At 65.5% G+C, this 18,650-nt stretch carries 19 protein-coding genes; 6 read left to right on the forward strand and 13 right to left on the reverse strand.

Features of this window, described 5'->3' with window-relative positions:
• Positions 1-5 precede the first annotated feature (5 nt).
• Entirely contained in the window at positions 6-221 is a 216-nt protein-coding gene (gene rmf, locus QE444_RS09880; protein ID WP_059232223.1) for a ribosome modulation factor, read from the reverse strand.
• Between the two features lie 317 nt (positions 222-538).
• On the opposite strand from rmf, the gene rlmKL reads away from it, so the two are divergent.
• Both rlmKL and QE444_RS09890 read left to right on the forward strand, forming a co-directional pair.
• The gene (gene rlmKL / locus QE444_RS09885; RefSeq protein ID WP_263258951.1) at positions 539-2,710 is read left to right on the forward strand and encodes a bifunctional 23S rRNA (guanine(2069)-N(7))-methyltransferase RlmK/23S rRNA (guanine(2445)-N(2))-methyltransferase RlmL; all 2,172 of its coding nucleotides are present in this window, start codon (positions 539-541) and stop codon (positions 2,708-2,710) included.
• 167 nt (positions 2,711-2,877) lie between these two features.
• Positions 2,878-3,912 (forward strand): acyltransferase, encoded by a 1,035-nt coding sequence (locus tag QE444_RS09890; protein WP_280306832.1) that lies wholly within the window; start codon positions 2,878-2,880, stop codon positions 3,910-3,912.
• Here the strand turns inward: QE444_RS09890 and QE444_RS09895 are convergent.
• Complete coding sequence (locus QE444_RS09895) at positions 3,906-4,964, reverse strand: oxidoreductase (protein ID WP_133859704.1); 1,059 nt, start codon at positions 4,962-4,964, stop codon at positions 3,906-3,908. The two genes, QE444_RS09890 and QE444_RS09895, sit on opposite strands and share 7 nt — an antisense overlap.
• 81 nt (positions 4,965-5,045) lie before the next feature.
• Entirely contained in the window at positions 5,046-5,483 is a 438-nt protein-coding gene (locus QE444_RS09900) for an HPF/RaiA family ribosome-associated protein (protein WP_133859703.1), read from the reverse strand.
• Positions 5,484-5,706: 223 nt separating this feature from the next.
• Here QE444_RS09900 and QE444_RS09905 point away from each other — a divergent pair, with 223 nt between their 5' ends.
• Positions 5,707-6,771: a diguanylate cyclase gene (locus QE444_RS09905; RefSeq protein ID WP_187978782.1), complete on the forward strand. Its 1,065-nt coding sequence runs from the start codon at positions 5,707-5,709 to the stop codon at positions 6,769-6,771.
• A complete protein-coding gene (gene ybaK / locus QE444_RS09910; RefSeq protein WP_187978783.1) occupies positions 6,768-7,238 on the forward strand; it encodes a Cys-tRNA(Pro) deacylase in 471 nt (156 codons plus the stop codon). Before QE444_RS09905 ends, ybaK begins: the two co-directional genes overlap by 4 nt.
• A 159-nt stretch (positions 7,239-7,397) precedes the next feature.
• Here ybaK and xylB read toward each other — a convergent pair whose 3' ends face one another.
• The 9 genes from xylB to QE444_RS09955 all read right to left on the reverse strand — a co-directional run bounded on the left by xylB (position 7,398) and on the right by QE444_RS09955 (position 16,363).
• Positions 7,398-8,894 carry a xylulokinase gene (xylB, locus tag QE444_RS09915; RefSeq protein ID WP_309738205.1) on the reverse strand — a complete coding sequence of 499 codons (1,497 nt, stop codon included), beginning with the start codon at positions 8,892-8,894 and terminating at the stop codon, positions 7,398-7,400.
• Positions 8,895-8,966: 72 nt separating this feature from the next.
• Positions 8,967-10,442, reverse strand: a complete 1,476-nt coding sequence (locus QE444_RS09920; RefSeq protein ID WP_285387428.1) for a mannitol dehydrogenase family protein — start codon at positions 10,440-10,442, stop codon at positions 8,967-8,969.
• 67 nt (positions 10,443-10,509) lie between these two features.
• Positions 10,510-11,607, reverse strand: coding sequence for an ABC transporter ATP-binding protein (locus QE444_RS09925; RefSeq protein WP_187978786.1), 1,098 nt, complete (start codon positions 11,605-11,607; stop codon positions 10,510-10,512).
• A gap of 19 nt (positions 11,608-11,626) precedes the next feature.
• Complete coding sequence (locus tag QE444_RS09930) at positions 11,627-12,460, reverse strand: carbohydrate ABC transporter permease (RefSeq protein WP_133859697.1); 834 nt, start codon at positions 12,458-12,460, stop codon at positions 11,627-11,629.
• A 10-nt stretch (positions 12,461-12,470) separates the two neighbouring features.
• Positions 12,471-13,403 carry a carbohydrate ABC transporter permease gene (locus tag QE444_RS09935; RefSeq protein WP_133859696.1) on the reverse strand — a complete coding sequence of 311 codons (933 nt, stop codon included), beginning with the start codon at positions 13,401-13,403 and terminating at the stop codon, positions 12,471-12,473.
• 122 nt (positions 13,404-13,525) lie between these two features.
• Positions 13,526-14,851 carry a sugar ABC transporter substrate-binding protein gene (locus QE444_RS09940; protein ID WP_187978787.1) on the reverse strand — a complete coding sequence of 442 codons (1,326 nt, stop codon included), beginning with the start codon at positions 14,849-14,851 and terminating at the stop codon, positions 13,526-13,528.
• Positions 14,852-15,066: 215 nt separating this feature from the next.
• On the reverse strand, positions 15,067-15,381 hold the full coding sequence (locus QE444_RS09945) for a hypothetical protein (protein ID WP_309738209.1): 315 nt from the start codon (positions 15,379-15,381) through the stop codon (positions 15,067-15,069).
• A 143-nt stretch (positions 15,382-15,524) separates the two neighbouring features.
• The gene (locus QE444_RS09950; protein WP_309738211.1) at positions 15,525-15,770 is read right to left on the reverse strand and encodes a hypothetical protein; all 246 of its coding nucleotides are present in this window, start codon (positions 15,768-15,770) and stop codon (positions 15,525-15,527) included.
• Between the two features lie 152 nt (positions 15,771-15,922).
• Positions 15,923-16,363, reverse strand: coding sequence for a hypothetical protein (locus QE444_RS09955; protein WP_133859693.1), 441 nt, complete (start codon positions 16,361-16,363; stop codon positions 15,923-15,925).
• A gap of 301 nt (positions 16,364-16,664) precedes the next feature.
• Between QE444_RS09955 and QE444_RS09960 the strand changes: the two genes are divergently transcribed.
• Positions 16,665-17,474 carry an inositol monophosphatase gene (locus QE444_RS09960; protein ID WP_309738213.1) on the forward strand — a complete coding sequence of 270 codons (810 nt, stop codon included), beginning with the start codon at positions 16,665-16,667 and terminating at the stop codon, positions 17,472-17,474.
• A gap of 48 nt (positions 17,475-17,522) precedes the next feature.
• Complete coding sequence (locus tag QE444_RS09965; protein WP_309738216.1) at positions 17,523-17,903, forward strand: DUF1090 domain-containing protein; 381 nt, start codon at positions 17,523-17,525, stop codon at positions 17,901-17,903.
• 6 nt (positions 17,904-17,909) lie between these two features.
• On the opposite strand, the gene QE444_RS09970 is transcribed toward QE444_RS09965, so the two are convergent.
• Positions 17,910-18,476: a histidine phosphatase family protein gene (locus tag QE444_RS09970; RefSeq protein ID WP_309738218.1), complete on the reverse strand. Its 567-nt coding sequence runs from the start codon at positions 18,474-18,476 to the stop codon at positions 17,910-17,912.
• Between the last annotated feature and the right edge of the window lie 174 nt (positions 18,477-18,650).

Below are 18,650 nucleotides of genomic sequence, written 5' to 3' on the forward strand. Positions count from 1 at the left end.
TCGAATTAGCCTGCGGCTTGAAGTTGATTCATGCGTTGAAGACCGGCGGTGCCTACGTAGCCGTCCCATTGGTCGCTACGGCCCTCACGCCAGCCATTGAGCCAGGCCTGCCGGACGGCGTCCTGGGTGAAGGGGCAGAGGTCCCGCGATTTGCCCACAATGCCGTGCTGATAACCACGCTGGAAAGCTCGTTCCATTGGATCACGCTTGAGTCTTCTCATAGGGTAGTGCCCTCGTAGGTTGACTTGCAGATTGTCCATGGCCCGTTGCAGGCCTGGATGCCAGAGCCGGCGTCCTGACATCCGCCCCGCACCTTCGCGCTGCGGGTGGTCAATTACTAACCAAAGGGGCTCTGGCTGGGAACGACCTTTTAGCTATAAGCCGTAATCAAATCGAAATGAAATGGCGATAAACCGCCGCTGGAATGCCGTCACTGCGGCTTGTTGAGACGCAGTCAAACCTTCTCGCGAGGAGCTGTCCTTGGCGGTCAATCCGACCAAAGGCAGAAAGCTCCTTGCGCTAACCTATGGATTCAACGATGTCCGCGATGCAACAACTCATCCTCACCTGTCCCAAGGGGCTCGAGACCCTGCTGCTGGAAGAGGCTCAGGGCCTCGGTCTGCAGGAAGCCCGCAGCCAGACCGCGGCGGTGCGCGGCGAGGCGAGTCTCGCGGACGCCTACCGCCTGTGCCTCTGGTCGCGCCTGGCCAACCGGGTGCTGCTGGTGCTGGCCCGTTTCCCGGTGGAAGATCCCCAGGGCCTGTACCTGGGCGTGCACGGTGTGGAATGGGAAGAACACCTGGCCCCCGACGGTACCCTGGCGGTGGGCTTCAGTGGCCAGGGCGCCGGCATCGACAACACCCATTTCGGTGCCCTCAAGGTCAAGGACGCCATCGTCGATCGCCTGCGCGAGCGCACCGGGCAGCGGCCCACGGTCGACAAGATCGCCCCGGACCTGCGTGTTCACCTGCACCTGGAGCGTGGCCAGGCCATCCTCTCGCTGGATCTTTCCGGTCAGAGTCTGCACCAGCGTGGTTATCGCCTGCAGCAGGGCGCCGCGCCGCTCAAGGAAAACCTCGCGGCCGCGGTGCTGATCCGCGCCGGCTGGCCGGCCCTGGCCGCGGCCGGTGGCGCGCTGGCCGACCCCATGTGCGGGGTAGGTACTTTTCTGGTCGAGGCCGGCCTGATGGCGGCGGACATCGCGCCCAACCTGCGCCGTGAGCGCTGGGGCTTCTCCGCCTGGCTGGGCCACGTGCCCGCGCTCTGGCAGCAGCTGCACCAGGAAGCTGAAGCCCGCGCCGCTGCGGGTCTGGCCAAGGCGCCGACCTGGATCCGCGGCTACGAAGCCGATCCGCGACTGATCCAGCCGGCGCGCAACAACATCGAGCGGGCCGGGCTGTCCGAGTGGATCAAGGTCTACCAGGGTGAGGTCGCCAGCTTCGAGCCGCGGCCGGACAAGGGCCAGACCGGCCTGGTGATCTGTAACCCGCCCTATGGCGAGCGCCTGGGCGATGAAGCCAGCCTGCTGTACCTCTACCAGAATCTCGGCGAGCGGCTGCGCCAGGCCTGCCTGGGCTGGCGCGCAGGGGTATTCACCGGCGCGCCCGAGCTGGGCAAGCGCATGGGCATCCGCAGCCACAAGCAATACGCCTTCTGGAACGGCGCCTTGCCCTGCAAGCTGCTGATGTTCGAGGTCGAGACCCGTCAGTTCGTCACTGGCAGCCGCAACGGCGAGCGTTCGACCACCGACCAGGCGGCCGAGCCGGCCAAGCTCAGCGAAGGCGGACAGATGTTCGCCAATCGCCTGCAAAAGAATCTCAAGCAGCTCGGCAAGTGGGCGCGTAATCAGGGCGTGCAGTGCTATCGCCTCTATGACGCCGACATGCCCGAGTATGCGGTGGCGGTGGATCTCTATGGCGATCGGGTGCACGTGCAGGAATACGCGCCGCCACGCTCCATCGATCCGGACAAGGCTCAGGCCCGTCTGCTTGATGCCCTGGCAGCCATTCCCCAGGCGCTGGACATCGATCCGTCAATGGTGGTGGTCAAGCGGCGCGAGCGACAGAGTGGTACCAAGCAGTACGAACGCCAGGCCGCCCAGGGTGAGTTCCTGCAGGTGGAAGAAGCGGGTGCCAAGCTGCTGGTCAATCTCACCGATTACCTGGATACCGGTCTGTTCCTCGATCACCGTCCGCTGCGCCTGCGGCTGCGCCAGGAAGCCCAAGGCAAGAGATTCCTCAACTTGTTCTGCTACACCGGTGCCGCCACGGTGCAGGCCGCAGTAGGCGGGGCGCGCAGCACCACCAGCGTTGACCTGTCGCGAACCTACCTGGACTGGGCCCGGCGCAACCTGGCCCTCAACGGCTTCTCCGAGCGGCATCGCCTGGAGCAGGGTGATGTGCTGCACTGGCTGGAAAACGATCGTGGCGAATATGATCTGATCTTCGTCGATCCGCCGACCTTCTCCAACTCCAAGCGTCTCGAAGGGGTGTTCGACGTCCAGCGCGATCACGTCGCCCTGATCGACTCCGCCATGGCCCACCTGAGTCGCAATGGCGTGCTGTACTTCTCCAACAACTTCCGCAAGTTCGAGTTGGACGCAGGCCTCGCCGAGCGTTATCGCGTCGAAGAGATCAGCGCCAGCACCCTGGATCCGGACTTCGCGCGCAATCCCAAGATCCATCGCGCCTGGCGGCTCAGCCTGCAATGAGGTTCGCCGCCTGAACTGCCGCTGAACGGGTCGGGCATCGAGCCGTTCAGCCTGTGATCCGGCGCAACCCAGCCTTTACCCGGGAACACCCGACCCCGCCATGCCGTCCACAATGACGGCGCGGCGCTGGGTCGTGCCTGGCGGGACGAGGAGGGAAAGGTTCTACAATGCTGGTTTCACTGCAGGCTCTCAGGGCCCTGGCCGCCTGGCTGGTGGTCTTTCATCACTTCATGCAGGTGTTCTTCGACTTCCACGCCGACAGCCTCGGCGGCCATCTGCTCTCCACCCGGGGACAGGTCGGGGTCGATATCTTCTTCGTGCTCAGCGGCTTCGTGATCTACCTGTCCACCGCCGGCCGATCGCTCAGGCGCAGCACCTTCCTCTGGCACCGCATCGCCCGTATCGTCCCGGCCTATTGGCTGTACACCGCGGTGACGGCGCTGATCCTCTATCTGGCCAGCGACGTGATGCCCATCTATGGCGTCGCCGCCCGTGAATTGCTGCTCTCGCTGTTCTTCATTCCCAGCGAGAACCCCGCGGGCTTCGGCCATTATCCGATCCTGCCGGTGGGCTGGACGCTCAACTTCGAGATGCTGTTCTACCTGCTGTTCGCCCTGTCCTTCGGCGTGGCCGAGCGCTGGCGCATCGGCGTGGTCAGCCTGCTGGTGATCCTGGTCAGCCTGGTGCTGGCCCGTGAGTCCTTTGTCAGCAGCTTCTATCGCAATCCGATCATCTTCGAATTCCTGCTGGGCGTGAGCCTGGCCGCGCTCTATCGCCGCGGCGCCCTGCGCGGACCCCGGCCGCTGGCGCTGGCGGCGGCCCTGGCGGCCCTGACCTGCCTGGTGGCCTTTCCGGCCGACCATCCCTGGCGCCTGCTGACCTGGGGCGTGCCCAGTGCGGTCCTGGTGGGCGCCTGCGTGATCCTCGAGCCCTGGTTCGCCGGCTCGCGACTGTGCAAGGCGCTGGGGGACTGGTCCTATTCGGTCTATCTGGTGCACGTCATCGTGCTCTGGCTGGGCGACTACTGGCTGCACCAGCAGTGGGGTTTCAGCCCCTACCAGACCCTGGCGGTCTGTCTGCCGGTGATCCTGCTGCTGGCCTGGGGGAGTTACGAATGGATCGAGCGACGCCTCTCCCGCACCCTGCGCCAGCTGGGCGAACGCCTGGCGGGACGGCGTCCGCAGTGGGTGACCGGTCAGTAGGACGCGCGTTCGGCGGCGGTGAGTTCGGGCAGCAGGGCCCGACCTTCCGCCGAGGAGCGCTGGGCGGCTTCCAGCAGGGCCATCAGCGCGCAGGCCTGGGCCGGAGGGACGGGATTGGCGGCGCGCCCGGCGAGGGCCTCGACCAGGGCGAGGTAGTAGCGACGGTGATCGCCCGCCGGCGTCGGCAACGCCTGGCGTTCGCCATCGCCGGTGATGAGCCAGCCGGAATCCGGATCCTGGCCCCAGTCTGGACCACCGGGGCGCACGCCGGCCTTGAGCGCGTCTTCCTGGCAATCCGCTCCCTGCTTGATCCAGCTGCCCGCAGTACCCTGGGCGAGAAAGCGCGGCACACCGCCTGCGGCCAGCATCCCGGCTCTCAGGGTCACTTGACGGGTGCCGTAGTCCAGTTGCACCTGGAACCAGTCGTCGGTGAGGGCGCCGGCGCGCTGCCGCACCAGCTGCGCCTGCAGGCGCTCGGGCAGGCCGAACAGGCAGAGCGCCTGATCCAGCAGGTGGGGGCCGAGGTCGAACCAGAGGCCACTGCCGGGGAGTGCCGCTTCTCGCCAGCGCGTGCGTACCTCGGGACGAAAGCGCTCGATGCGCGATTCCAGGCTGGTCAGCTCACCCAGGGCGCCACTGGCGAGTACCGCCTGCAGCCCTAGAAAATCACTGTCCCAGCGGCGATTCTGGAACACCGACAGCAACCGGCCGGCCTGTTCGGCTTCCGCGGCCAGTTGCCTGGCTTCGGCGAGGGTAACGGTAAAGGGCTTGTCGACCACCACGTGCTTGCCGGCGGCCAGGGCGGCGCTGGCGAGGGGCGCATGGGTCTGGTTGGGTGAGGCGATCACCACCAGGTCGATGGCCGGATCCTGCACCGCGGCCAGGTAGTCCGCAGTGACGCGCACCTTGGGCAGGTCGGCCTGTACGCGCGCGGCATCCCGTGAGGCCACCAGCTCCAGGCTGAGACCGGGAATCGACCCCAGCAGGGGACCATGGAAGGTCTGACCGACGAAGCCGTAACCGATCAGGGCGACGCGAAAGGGGGAGGGCATGAGGCATCCTTGTGCCGGGGTGAAAAAGAGCGAGGCCGCTCAGGGAGCGGCCTCGGTTGAACGCGGAAACCAGAGGTTGCCCTATTTCAACTCGTGATCGTGAGCCAGTTGCTCTCTTTCGAGGAATTCGTCCTGCCGCAGGGAGTCCTTGAACTCCTCGGAGTCCTCCAGGGCCAGGGGGTCATTGAGTTCGCCGCTGGAAAGACGCTTTTTCTCCAGTTTGCCGGACAGGTGGGTAATGGCTCGCAGCAGCTTGTCCGCTGCACCTTCCACTGCCAGGTCGAGGGAATCGGCCTTGTGAGTTACCGAGAGCGGCTGGTGCCCCTTGATACGGGCCTCCATTTGGCACCGCTTGTCCTGAGCACCCGATTTGCCGGCGTTTTCGTCGTTGAGGTGTACCTCGACACGGGTCAGGAGTTCGTCGAAGCGATCCAGGCGGTCTTCCACCACGGACGCCACCCAATTCTGCAAACCGGCACTGCTTTCGATGTTGTGATCACTGTTGACTTGGACTTGCATGCGGCTTCCTCTTTTTGACGGGCCTGACCATTGGATGAGGCCGGTCAGGCCGAGGTTCAAGGCTGTTCGTCCGTTGTGCGTGTCACCCGATGTTTCCTTCTGGCAGTGTTGAGGCGCGTCGCAACTTTCGAAAAACGACGCTCAAGTCGCGGGTCGCTGGCGTTTTGCCCTTATCCACTGATAATGCGCGACCTCTCATCGTCCGTCGCAGTGGGGATCGTCAATGCCAGATGTGCTCACCCGTGGCCGCAGTTTTGCCCGGCGGCTCTGGCTACCCCGTGCGATAGGTCTGTTGCTCAGCCTCAGTTGCATCGTCTCGGTGCAGCTTACCCAGCCGGTGTCCATCGGCCTGTGGCTGTTGCTGCTGGCCAATGCGCTGTGCTGGTCGCCGCTCGCCTACTGGCGCGCCGTCCGCGCGCGCGATCCCTATCGCGCCGAGCTGGGCAATCTGCTGCTGGATTGCGGCTCGGCCGGCTTCTGGGCGGCGAGCATGGGCTTCAATCTCCTGCCCAGCGTGACCCTGCTCGCCATGACCGGTATGAACATGCTCGGCGCCGGGGGCCTGGCGTTCTGGCGCCGGGGTCTGCTCGCGCAGCTGGCGGGCATCCTGGTCGGCCTGGTGGTGCTGCGCCATCCGGTCGCCCTCGAGACCTCCACCGCGCAGATCTATGCCTGCCTGCCGATGATCGTCGCCTATCCCTGGGCCCTGGGCCTGGTGAGCTTTCGCCTGGCGCGGCAGCTGTCGCGGCGCCAGCAGGAGCTGGAGCTGATCAGCAAGCAGGATGGCATGACCGGCCTGCATAACCGCACCCACTGGGATCAGCTGCTGCAGCGCGAATTCGCCCGCTGCAAGCGCAGTGGCGCCACGGCCAGCCTGGTGATGATCGACCTGGACAACTTCAAGCTGGTCAACGATCGCTTCGGTCATCAGGCCGGGGACGAGATGCTGCGGCAATTTTCCGGCCTGCTGGCCCGGACCATCCGCACCAGCGACCTGGCCGGTCGTTTTGGTGGCGATGAATTCGGTATCCTCTTGCCCGACACCTCGCCCGAACGGGCCCTGGACCTGATTCGACGGCTGCAGGAGCGGTTGCACGAGATGCAGGCGGGCGGCCCCGGCGATCGTCAGAACGTCCGCGTCGGCATGAGCTGCGGCGTCGCCGGATTCGACCGGGCCTACGATGACGTTGCCCACTGGCTGCAGGCCGCCGACTTCGCCCTCTACCGGGCCAAGGCGCAGGGCCGCGGGCGGGCCGAGGTGGCCGATCCCCAAGGAGTGCTGGCATGACCCCGGCGATAGAGTTGCTCAAGAAAGCCCAGGTGCCCCACGAGGTGCTGAGCTACCACCATGATCCCAAGGCCGCCTCCTACGGCCTGGAAGCCGTCGAAAAGCTTGGCCTGGCGCCGGAAACGGTGTTCAAGACCCTGTTGGCGGCGAGCGAGAAGCAGGAGTTGCTGGTGGCCATCGTGCCGGTCGCCGGAACCCTGGATCTCAAGGCCCTGGCCCAGGCGGCCGGCGTCAAGAAGCTGGAGATGGCCAAGCCCGACCAGGCCCAGCGCAGCACCGGTTACCTGGTCGGCGGTATCAGTCCGCTGGGGCAGAAGAAGCGACTGCGTACCTTCATCGACAAGTCCGCGGCGGAGTTGCCGGGCATCCATGTCAGCGCCGGACGCCGGGGGCTGGAAGTGGCCCTGGCACCTACGGACCTCGCCCGCTTGCTGGATGCGCCCTTCGTGCCGATCGGCAAGGCCTGAGCGCCTGTCTTTCGGGTAGGGTGGAAAACCGCGTAGTGTTTTCCACGCGCGCTCGGGCTGGTGGTGGACAAGGCTGCGCCGTTGTCCACCCTGCGACGGGTTGGTTGCCGACCTCCAGTAGGGTGAAAACCGCCTGGCGTTTTCCACCCCCTCCGCCCGCTAGGCTATTCCGTAGCTCTCACGCAGCTGCTGCCGGTAGCGCTGGTAGGCCGCTTCGTACTCGGCGACCCGTGCGGGATCCGGTTCGGCACGGCTGGCCGGGTCCAGATGCACGCAGCGCTCGGTGAGGCTGTCGAGCGATTCCGGATGCCCCTGTTCGCGACTCCAGCACCAGGCGGCCTGCAGCGCGCCACCCAGGGCCGCGGCTTCGCCGTGGATCGGGCAGACCACCGGGGTGTTCATCAGATCGGCGATCAGCTGGCGCCAGACCGGACTCCTGGCGCCGCCGCCGATCAGTCTCAGGGTATCGCCGGGCATGCCCAGGTCACGCAGCAGGTCGAAGCCGTATCTCAGGGCGAAGCTCACTCCCTCGACCACCGCCCGGCACAGGTTGGCGCGGGTGAGGTTGGTGGCGGTGAGGCCATGCAGGCTGGCGGTGGCGGTCGGCAGCGCCGGCACCCGTTCGCCATTGAGGAAGGGCAGCATCAGCACCCCCTCCGCGCCGATGGGCGACTCCGCCACCAGACGGGTGAATTCGGCGAGATCCAGGCCGAGCAACTCGCGGATCTGGCCACTGGCATTGGTCAGGTTCATGGTGCAGATCAGCGGCAGCCAGCCGCCGTTGGACGAGCAGAAGCCTGCCACGGCAGGATGCTCGCTGATGCGAGGTTCGTCGGAGTACCCATAGAGGGTGCCCGAGGTGCCCAGGCTCAGGGTGATCTGGCCGGCGCGGCTGTTGCCGGTGCCCAGGGCGCCCATCATGTTGTCGCCGCCACCGCTGGAGACCAGCGCCTTGGCGTTGATGCCCAGTTGGCTGGCGACCTCCGGTCGCAGCCGCCCGACTGGCTGGTCGGCTTCGATCAACTCCGGCAGGGCGCTCTCCAGGCGACCACTGGGGTCGATATGGCGCAGCAACTCCAGGTCGTACTGGCGCGTGCGCACATTGAAATAGCCGGTGCCCGAGGCGTCGCCGTATTCGGCCACGGCGCGGCCGGTCAGCCAGAAGTTCAGGTAATCGTGGGGCAGCAGCACCTGGTCGATCTGGTCGAACACCTCCGGGTGCTGTTCCTTGGTCCAGAGCAGTTTGGATACGGTGTAGCCCGGCGCGATGGCCAGGCCCAGGCGCTCGATGGAGCCCTCCACCCCGCCCAGGTGGTCCAGCAGCCGCTGGTTTTCCGGGGTGGATTCGGTGTCGCACCAGAGCTTGGCCGGACGCAGGACCTTGCCGCTGTCGTCGAGCAGTACCAGACCATGCTGCTGGCCGGAGACGCCGACGCCGAGGATGTCCTGCCCATCGCTGCCGGCCTGCGCCAGGGCGGCGCGGGTGGCCGCCACCAGCGCCCGGATCCAGTCCGCCGGATTCTGCTCGCGGCGGCCGTTGGCGGCCTCGGTCAAGGGGTGCGGCGCACTGCCTTCGCCCAGTACCACCCCGCGCTCGACATCCAGGATCACCGCCTTGGTGCCCTGGGTGCCGCAGTCGATCCCGAGAAACTTCATGCCTGGCCGCTCCTTGTTGTTGTTAGGGCTTGTATGAAAAGTCGACGCTGAGCAGGCAGCTTTCTGCCAGGGCTAGTCGCCGAGCAGGGTCTGCAAGGTGGCGCTGACCCCGTGGGTACGCAAGTTGTACAGCTGCCGCTCGAAGGCGGCAACGAAGGCCGCGGATTTCGGGATGTGCTTACCGAAGATTTCCTCGGCGCCCAGCAGGCGCTCGGTAAGATTCTTCTGATCCTGCACCAGTTCCTCGCAGTAATTGGCGCGCGGATCGGGGATGCGATAGGTCGCCCCGGTCTCGTCCACGCCACGCAGATAGACCGCCCAGGCGGCCACCACCAGGGCGGCGCGATCCATGGCCTGGTCGTCTTCGATCAGGCGGTTGATGGTCGGCACGGTGAACTTGGGAAACTTCGACGAGCCATCGGAGCAGACCCGCTCCAGCTGGTCGGCGATGGCGCGATTGGAGAAGCGCTCGATCAGGGTGTCCTTGTACTGGTCGAGATCGATGCCGGGCACCGGTGCCAGCTGCGGGGTCACGTCCTCGTCCATGTAGGCGCGGATGTAGCGCACGAACAGCGGATCGGCCATGGTCTCGTGGACAAAACGGTAGCCCTTGAGGAAGCCCAGGTAGGTCAGCGCCAGATGGCTGCCGTTGAGCAACTTGATCTTCATCTCCTCGTAGGGGGTAACGTCATCGGTGAACTGGACGCCGACGTCTTCCCAGGCCGGACGACCGGCGACGAACCTGTCTTCCAGCACCCACTGCAGGAAGGGCTCGCAGACCACCGGCCAGGCGTCCTCGACGCCGTGTTCGGCCAGCAGTGCCTCGCGATGGGCGGTGCTGGTCATGGGGGTGATGCGATCGACCATGGCGTTGGGGAAGCTGACGTGCTCGGCGATCCAGCCGTGCAGCTCTTCGTCCACCAGGGCGGCATAGGCCAGCAGGGCCTTGCGGGTGACCTGGCCATTGTGCGGAAGGTTGTCGCAGGACATCACGGTGAAGGGACCGGTGCCCTCGGCGCGGCGCTTGGCCAGGGCCGCCAGCAGGAAGCCGAAGACGCTGCGCGGATCGCCCGGATGCTGCAGGTCGTGCTGGATCTGGGGCAGCTTGAAGTTGAATTCGCCGGTGCTGTCATCCATGCAGTAGCCGCCCTCGGTGATGGTGAGGGAGACGATGCGGGTGCTGGGATGGGCCAGCTTGTCGATCAGCGTCTGGGTGCCGTCCTCGGCCAGCAGCATGCCGCTGATGGCGCCGACGACGCGCACCTCGGTGTCCGGCTCGTCGGCCAGCACCACCTGGGTGTAGAGATAGTCCTGGCCGGCCAGGGCATCACGCATGGCGCGGTCTTCGGCGCGCAGGCCGACGCCGCAGATGCTCCAGTCCAGGTCGCGGCCCTGATTGAGCAGGGCCTCGGTGTAGATGGCCTGGTGCGCGCGGTGGAAGCCGCCGACGCCGATGTGGACGATCCCCTGACGCAACTGGCAGGAGGCGTAGCCGGGCTTGGCGATGTAGTCGGGAAGCTGTTCGAGGTGCTGGCGATTGAGTTTCACGATGGCGATCCTGCAAGGCGGTGCCCCGGGCGCGTGCGGGACACCGGGGCAGAAAAAGGGGGAAGGGTCAGGCGGCTTTGCGCAGCAGTGGCGCCACGGCGCGGCCCTGTTCGTCGAACAGGTGGCAGAAGTCGACGTCCAGCGCCAGGCGCTGGCGTTCGCCGTAGGCGACGGCGCAGTCACCCGGCACGCGCACGGTCAGCGGCTCTTCGGCCTCGGTGACCATGTGGCAATAGGTGTCGCTGCCCAGGCGTTCGGCCACGTCGCTGATGACCGGCAGCTGGCCGTCGGCGGCCAGGCGCAGGTGTTCCGGGCGAATGCCCAGGGTCACCGGGCTGCCGATCGCGAGGTCGTCACCACGGCGTGGCAGGTGCAGGCGCGGACCGGCCGCCAGCTCCACCTCCACGCCCTGGGCGTCGGTGGCCACCACCTTGCCCTTGAAGAACGCCATCTTCGGCGTGCCCAGGAAGCCGGCGACGAAGAGGTTGGCCGGATGGTGATAGAGCTCCAGGGGCGAACCGACCTGTTCGACGCGGCCGCCGTTGAGCACCACCACCTTGGTCGCCAGGGTCATGGCTTCCACCTGGTCGTGGGTCACGTAGATCATGGTGGCCTGCAATTCCTGGTGCAGACGCGCCAGTTCCAGGCGCATCTGCACGCGCAGGGCGGCGTCCAGGTTGGACAGGGGTTCGTCGAACAGAAAGATCTTCGGCTGGCGGACGATGGCGCGGCCGATGGCCACCCGCTGGCGCTGGCCACCGGAGAGCTGACGCGGCTTGCGCTCCAGCAGCGGCGTCAGCTCGAGGATGCGGGCGGCATCGGCGACCTTGCGCTCCACTTCCTGCTTGTCGATCTTGGCCAGATCGAGGGCGAAGGACAGATTCTTGCGCACGCTCATATGCGGATAGAGGGCATAGGTCTGGAACACCATGGCCAGGTCGCGCTTGGCCGGCGACACTTCGGTGATGTCGCGACCGTCCAGCTCCAGGGTGCCGCTGCTGACCTCTTCCAGGCCGGCGATAAGGCGCAGCAGGGTTGACTTGCCGCACCCGGACGGGCCGACGAAGACCACGAATTCGCGGTCGTTGATGTCGAGGTCGACGCCCTTGATGATTTCCAGCGAGTCGAAGCCCTTGCGCAGGCTGCGGATTTTCAGATTGGCCATGACAGGAGTCCTCTTGTTCTTATTTCACCGCGCCGAACGACAGGCCGCGGACGAGTTGTTTCTGGCTGATCCAGCCAAATATCAGGATGGGCGCGCAGGCCAGCGTCGAGACGGCCGACAGCTTGGCCCAGAACAGTCCCTGGGGACTGGAGTAGGAGGCGATCAGCGCGGTCAGCGGCGCGGCGTTGGACGAGGTCAGGTTCAGCGACCAGAAGGCCTCGTTCCAGCAGAGGATCAGCGACAGCAGCATGGTCGAGGCGATGCCGCCCTTGGCGATCGGCAGCAGCACCCGGACGATTTCCTGGTAGGTGGTCGCGCCATCCAGGCGCGCGGCCTCGAGGATGTCCTTGGGGATGTCCTTGAAGTAGGTGTAGACCATCCAGACCACGATCGGCAGGTTGATCAGGGTGTAGACGGCGATCAGCAGCAGCCGGCTGTCGAGCAGTTCGAACTGCTTGGCCAGCAGATAGATGGGCACCAGTACGCCCACCGCCGGCAGCATCTTGGTGGACAGCATCCACAGCAGCAGGCGCTGGGTGTTCTTGGTCTCGTGGAAGGCCATGGAATAGGCCGCCGGCAGCGCCAGCAGCAGACTCAGCAGGGTGGCGCCAAAGGAGATCACCACCGAGTTCAGCGCGAAGTGGAAGTAGTCGCTGCGTGCCTGGATGGTCAGGTAGTTCTCCAGCGTGGGCGTGAAGAAGAACTGCGGCGGCGTGGCGAAGGCGTCGATCTCGGTCTTGAAGCTGGTCAGCACCATCCAGAAGATCGGGAAGAACAGCACCAGGGCTACCAGCCAGGCGAGCAGGCCCAGCAGCAGGCTCTGCAGGCGCCGGGATTGCTTGAGCGTCAGCATGTCAGGGTCCTCACTGTTGGGTCAGGTTCTTGCCGAGCATCCGCACCAGGATGATGGCGGCGATGTTGGCGATGAGCACGGCGATCAGGCCGCCGGCGGAGGCCAGGCCGACGTCGAACTGCAGCAGGGCCTGGTTGTAGATCAGGTAGGCGAGGTTGGTGGAGGCGAAGCCCGGACCGCCACTGGTGGTGGTGTAGATCTCGGCGAACACCGACAGCAGGAAGATCGTCTCGATCATCACCACCACGGCGATGGGCCGCGCCAGGTGCGGCAGGGTCAGGTGCCAGAAGATGGCGAGCGGGCCGGCGCCATCCAGGCGGGCCGCTTCCTTCTGCTCCTGATCCAGCGACTGCATGGCGGTCATCAGGATGAGAATGGCGAAGGGCAGCCACTGCCAGGACACGATCAGGATGATCGACAGCAGCGGATGGGTGGCCAGCCAGTCCACCGGGGTGGCGCCGAAGAGTTTCCAGACCGCGGCGAGAATGCCGGAGACCGGATGGAAGATCAGGTTCTTCCAGATCAGGGCGCTGACCGTGGGCATGATGAAGAACGGCGAGATCAGCAGGACGCGGACGATACCGCGGCCAAGGAACTCGCTGGCCTCCAGCAGCGCCGAGATCAGCACGCCGAAGACCACGCTGATCAGCAACACGCTGCCCACCAGCAGCAGGGTGTTGCTCATGCCGGGCCAGAAGCCGGCATCGGTGACGAAGTATTCGAAGTTCTCCAGGCCGACGAAGGCGTGCTCGCCCGGATAGAGCAGGTTGTAGCGGATCAGCGAAAACCAGATGGTCATGCCCAGGGGCACCAGCATCCACACCAGCAGCAGAGCCACCGAAGGACTGATCAGGAACCAGCCGGGACTAGCACGACGGCGTTGACGACGGGCGGGAGCGGCAGGGGTTTCGACGGCGGGCGTCTTGAGGGTGGAGGTCTGCATGGCGATGCTCCGCAAGGCAGTGGGCCGTGACGAGGCACTGGCGTCTCGCGACGCCAGCGACGGATCAGGCAGGAAAAGCCGCTAGGCCTGGGTCCGCGGGGTGCGGACCCAGGGCTCCAGCGCTACTTGGGATAGCCGGCGCGCTTCATTTCCCGGGCGGTGGACTGCTGCGCCGCCTGCAGGGCCTGCTCGACCGACATCTGCCCGGTGAGGGCCGCGGCGAACAGCTTGCCTACCGAGGTGCCGATGGCCTGGAACTCGGGGATGGTCACGTACTGGATGCCCACATAGGGCACCGGCTTGGCCGAGGGATGGGCCGGGTCGGCGTGCTGCAGCATGTCCAGTGAGACCTTGGCGAAGGGCGCCGCGTCCATGTAGGCCTGGCTGTAGGTGGACTTGCGGGTACCCGGCGGCACGTTGGCGATGCCGTCCTTGTCCGCGACCAGCTTGGCGTAGTCCTTGGAGGTGGCCCAGGTCACGAAGGTCTTGGCGGCATCCTTGTGCTTGGAGGAAGTCGGGATACCCAGGGACCAGGCGTACAGCCAGGAGGAGCCCTTGTCGGTGACCTCGCGCGGCGAGCCGGCGAAGCCGACGCTGTCGGCGACCTTGCTCTGGCTCTTGTCCATGGTGAAGGAGCCGGCGACGCTGGCATCGACCCAGATGGCGCACTTGCCGCTGTTGAACAGCGCCAGGTTCTCGTTGAAGCCGTTGCTGGAGGCGCCGGGCGGACCGTACTTCTTCATATTGGTGACGTAGTAGTTGGCCGCCGCGGTCCATTCCGGGCCGGTGAATTCCGGTTGCCACTTCTCGTCGAACCAGCGCGCGCCGAAGGCGTTGGCCATGGTGGTGACCAGGGCCATGTTCTCGCCCCAGCCGGCCTTGCCTCTCAGGCAGAGACCGTACTGGTCCTTGTCCGGCTGGTGCAGCTTGCCGGCGAACTCGGCGATCTGGGTCCAGGTGGGCTGGGTGGGCATGGTCAGCCCAGCCTGCTGGAACAGGTCCTTGCGGTAGTAGGTGATGGAGCTTTCGGCGTAGAAGGGCAGCGCATAGAGGGTGCCCTTGACCGACAGGCCTTCGCGAACCGACGGGAAGAGGTCGTCCAGGTCGTAGTTGGCGGGCAGGTCCTTCATGGGCTCCAGCCAGTTCTGGGCGCCCCAGAGGCCGGTCTCGTACATGCCGATGGTCAAGACGTCGAACTGACCGCCCTGGGTGGCGATGTCGGTGGTCAGGCGCTGGCGCAGCACGTTTTCCTCGAGCACCACCCAGTTGAGCTTGATGTCGGGGTGCTGTTCTTCGAAGGTCTTGGACAGCCGCTGCATGCGGATCATGTCACTGTTGTTGACGGTGGCGATGGTGACCGTTTCGGCGGCCTGGAGGGCCAGCGAGAAGGTCAGGCCTGCAGAGAGGGTGACAGCGGACAATAAAAGCGCTTTTGGTGTTGTTTTCATCTTGCACTCCGCGTCCTGTGCAACTGCAGCAGACGCTTTTCTTGTTGTTGTAACCCACTACGCGGCCGGCTGTGACGGCCTTTGCAGCGGAAGCCACGGACCGATTACAGCCCGTTGCCGCCCGGGAAACAAATGCTGAAAGACACCAAAATCGGTATTTTTTTGCACATCCGCGCAAGGCTGAGCGGGACGTGCGATCCGGCCGGCGGCTCTGCCTAGAGACTTTCCGCCTTGACCTTGGTGATGCCGTCATCGCGATAAAGCTGCAAGGTTCCGGGGGTGGATTCGATCACCCGCTCGTTTTCGATGAGGAAGGAATAGACCGGCGTCGCACTGCCCGGGGCGCGCAGGTTGCGATATTCGTAGACCACCAGGCGATCGAGCTGCGCGACCCGCTGCGGCGAGCCGAAACTCTGCCGGAGTTGTTCCTGGGTACGGCCGCCGAATTGCGACGGATCGGCCGGGGGCTGGGTGGGAGCCGAGCTGCAGGCCGACAGGGCGGCGAACAGGAGAAGGGACAGGCGTTTCATGACGGCTCCGCGTGCAGGTTGAAAGGGCAGAAGAGTTGAGCTGCCCGTAGAACCAGACGGACCTGCAAAATAGCGATTCATTCCCCAGGCAGGATCAAAAAGCATACGAATGGGAAACCATCCGTCGACATCAATCCAACGGACTAGAATACCCAGCGTTGCTCTTGAGCAAGGGTCCGATGTTCATTCAGCCAGCGGGCGCCATTGCCTGGCTGCCGACTGTCGCGCAACTGGGCGTCAGTTCTGGCGGGGATGGCATCGGTACTCGAGAGGGGCACCTGAAGGGTGAGGTCCGCCAGGTTGAGCGGCGGTACGGCGGGGAGGGTGGCAGCTTCGGCATGAAAGGCGGCGAAGGTTGCGATGACGCTGGCCAGAATACGAATTCCCATTCCTTGGGTCTCCTGGTAGATCCGAAGCGCGAATCTACCATGCCACTGCCTATTTGGTTCCCGGTTAGTCTGACGTTAATGCGTATTTGTGATCCCGTTCGTCATCCTCGATACCGGTCGGTCACGCTACCGACAAGCGGATGCCGGGTCGCTCAGGCGACCGGTAGCGGCTCGCGGTGCTTGGCCGCCAGATAAGCGAAGAGCGGCGGGCAATCCGACACCAGGCTGACCAGGGTCTGGCCACCTGCAGGCTCTTGCCGCAACAGTACCTTCTCGCCTCGCACGTTGAGATAGAGGGTGTATTCCGGCGTACTGGACTGAGCCATGAATCCTTCGCCCATCAGGGCACTGCCCAGGGCCATCCGCTGCGGCAGATCGCAGCTGCCCTGCCACTGGAAGGCACGAATGCCAAGGTTCTCCAGGGTTTCGGCAACGGCGCAATCGATGCTCAACGGCGGATGATCGAAGAGCGGAAATTCCTGCGACAGCAACTCGAGATGGCGTTCCAGACCTTCGAAATGCTGTCTGGGAATCAGTCGCCGCAACTGCTGCAGCTGACCATTGCCGTGGAATAGCGAAGTTTGTGCGGTCATGGCGTCCTCCCGGTACAACGAGCACTCAACTGTTCTGACGGCGGCGGGCGGATTTGGTGCGGTCCGTCGCTGCTTTTCGCCGTCCTGAGTGCCAATACCCGACAGCCTGCGCCGCCGAGATGACACGGCCATGACCAGGGGCTTCTAGTCGGACCTTTGCCGACATCGGCAGAATTTGGCCAGTGCACGGCCGCGGTCTGACCGGGGCCAGCGTCAAGGGCGCTGACGGGCAGGATCGCGACTATTCTTTTCCACCGGTGGAACTGGCACCCTGACGCCTTTTCCCGTTCCAGGAGCGCTCATGACCGCTATCGCCCCCGCCATCGCCGAACGCTACCGCGCTGTCCAGGACATCGCCCGGGAAGCGGCGCAGCTCGGCCTCGACTTCTATCGCCGGCGCGGTGCGCTGCAGGTGGACCACAAGGGCAGCGACCTGCAGGACGTGGTGAGCATCGCCGACAAGACGCTGGAGGAGCTCATCCGCCAACGCCTGAGCGAGCGCTTTCCGGAGGATGGCCTGCTGGGCGAGGAGGGCGGCGCCACCGACCTGTCCGCGCCCTACCTCTGGGTCATAGACCCCATCGACGGCACCGCGCCCTTTCTCAACGGCCTGCACAACTGGTGCGTGTCCATCGGCCTGATGCACGAGGGCGAGCCCTTGCTCGGCGCCATCATGGATCCGAATCACGACGAACTCTTCCACGGCCTGCGCGGGCACGGCGCCTTCGTCAACGGCCAGCCGCTGCGCGTCCATGGGGCCACCGGGATCCGCCAGGGCCTGACCGGGCTGGGTACCACTCATAGACGCGGCAAGGAACACTTCCTGCCGTTCGTGACCGGTCTGCTCGCCGAGGGGGGGCAATTCTTCCGCAATGGCTCGGGTGCCCTGATGACGGCCTATGTCGCCGCCGGCCGGCTGATCGGCTATTACGAAACCCTGATCCATGGCTGGGACTGCCTGGCGGGCCTGGTCCTGATCCAGGAGGCAGGGGGGCGCCACAACGCCTTCCTGCGCAACGACGGCCTGGTCAATGGCAATCCCCTGCTGGTGGCAGCGCCCGGCGTCTACGATCAGCTCGCCGCGCTGGTCGGGCCGTCGCTGGACGCTTGAGCGAAACGACCCGGAAGCGCTCGCCTTTCAATGTCCGGAGGAATGCCGATGAAAGACCGAACCAGGACAGTGCTGTTCGCGACCACCCTGTTGCTGCCCGGCCTGGCTGTGGCGGCCGACGGCGGCTGCGCGGCGAAGCGCCTGACGCTGGAGCGGCAGATCGCCCAGGCGCAGGCGCAAGGCGATGCAGGGCGGCTGGCGGGGTTGCGGCGGGCACTCGGCGCGGTGCAGGCGCATTGCACCGACGCCGGCCTGCGCCAGCAGCGGCTGGACGTCATCCAGGCCCGGAGCCGCGAGGTGGCCGAGCGAGAACGGGATCTGCGTAGCGCCCAGGCCAAGGGCGACGCCGACAATATCCAGGTGCGCACTCGAAAGCTGGCCGAGGCGCGCCGTGAACTGGAAGAGGCCCGCGCCAGGGCGGACCGCTGAGCGATCTCAGCGCCTTTCCTTGCGATAGATGCTCGGCTTCCAGTAGTCCTTGAGCAGCAGGTGCAGGGGGCCGCGCCAGCCGCGCTTGCGCAACTGCCAGGCGATCAGCACGTTCATGATGCCATGCCCCAGCAGCAGTACCGAACCGTGGCGTTCGGCCAGTTCGATGAGGTGATCGGCCGCCTGGCCGGCGCGTACCGAGGAACTGCCGATGGACTCGGTATGGGCGGCGAAACCCAGGAACCAGGCGGATCTGAACAGCAGGCGCCAGGCCTTGACCGGCAGTCGCGGCGTATCCAATTCCAGATAGGGCAGGTGGGCTTCGGCATAGCGGTCATCCACCGGGCTGCCGGGGCGCCCCATCAGGTACTCGAGCGAGCGCACGCAGCGACTCAGGGGACTGCTCACCACGTAACCCGCCTCTTGCGCCAGCCGCCGCGTCTCCGCGGGCTCCTGGCCTGCGGGCACCGGCGCCTTCTGATAGCGCGCGACCCAGTCCTTCATCTCCCTTGGAGTGCAGCGGGCCTTGCTGGATAGATCGGGCTTGCCGTGACGGACCAGAATGATCTGCATGAAAGGTGACCTTGGAAAGATTGCTCACTAGACCGCTGCCGGTGCCGTTCGTCTCGCGGGGTCGTGATGGCATGACTAGTGGCCAGGTGCCATTCGTACTACTTTGCGTGCCGCTTGGCTTGTTTATCTGGTAGAAGGTGACTGGGTTCACGAGTCTGGAGCCCTGACCGCTGC

This window comes from Pseudomonas sp. SORGH_AS_0199 (genome assembly GCF_031453735.1).
GTDB classification, from domain to species: Bacteria; Pseudomonadota; Gammaproteobacteria; order Pseudomonadales; family Pseudomonadaceae; genus Chryseomonas; species Chryseomonas aestiva.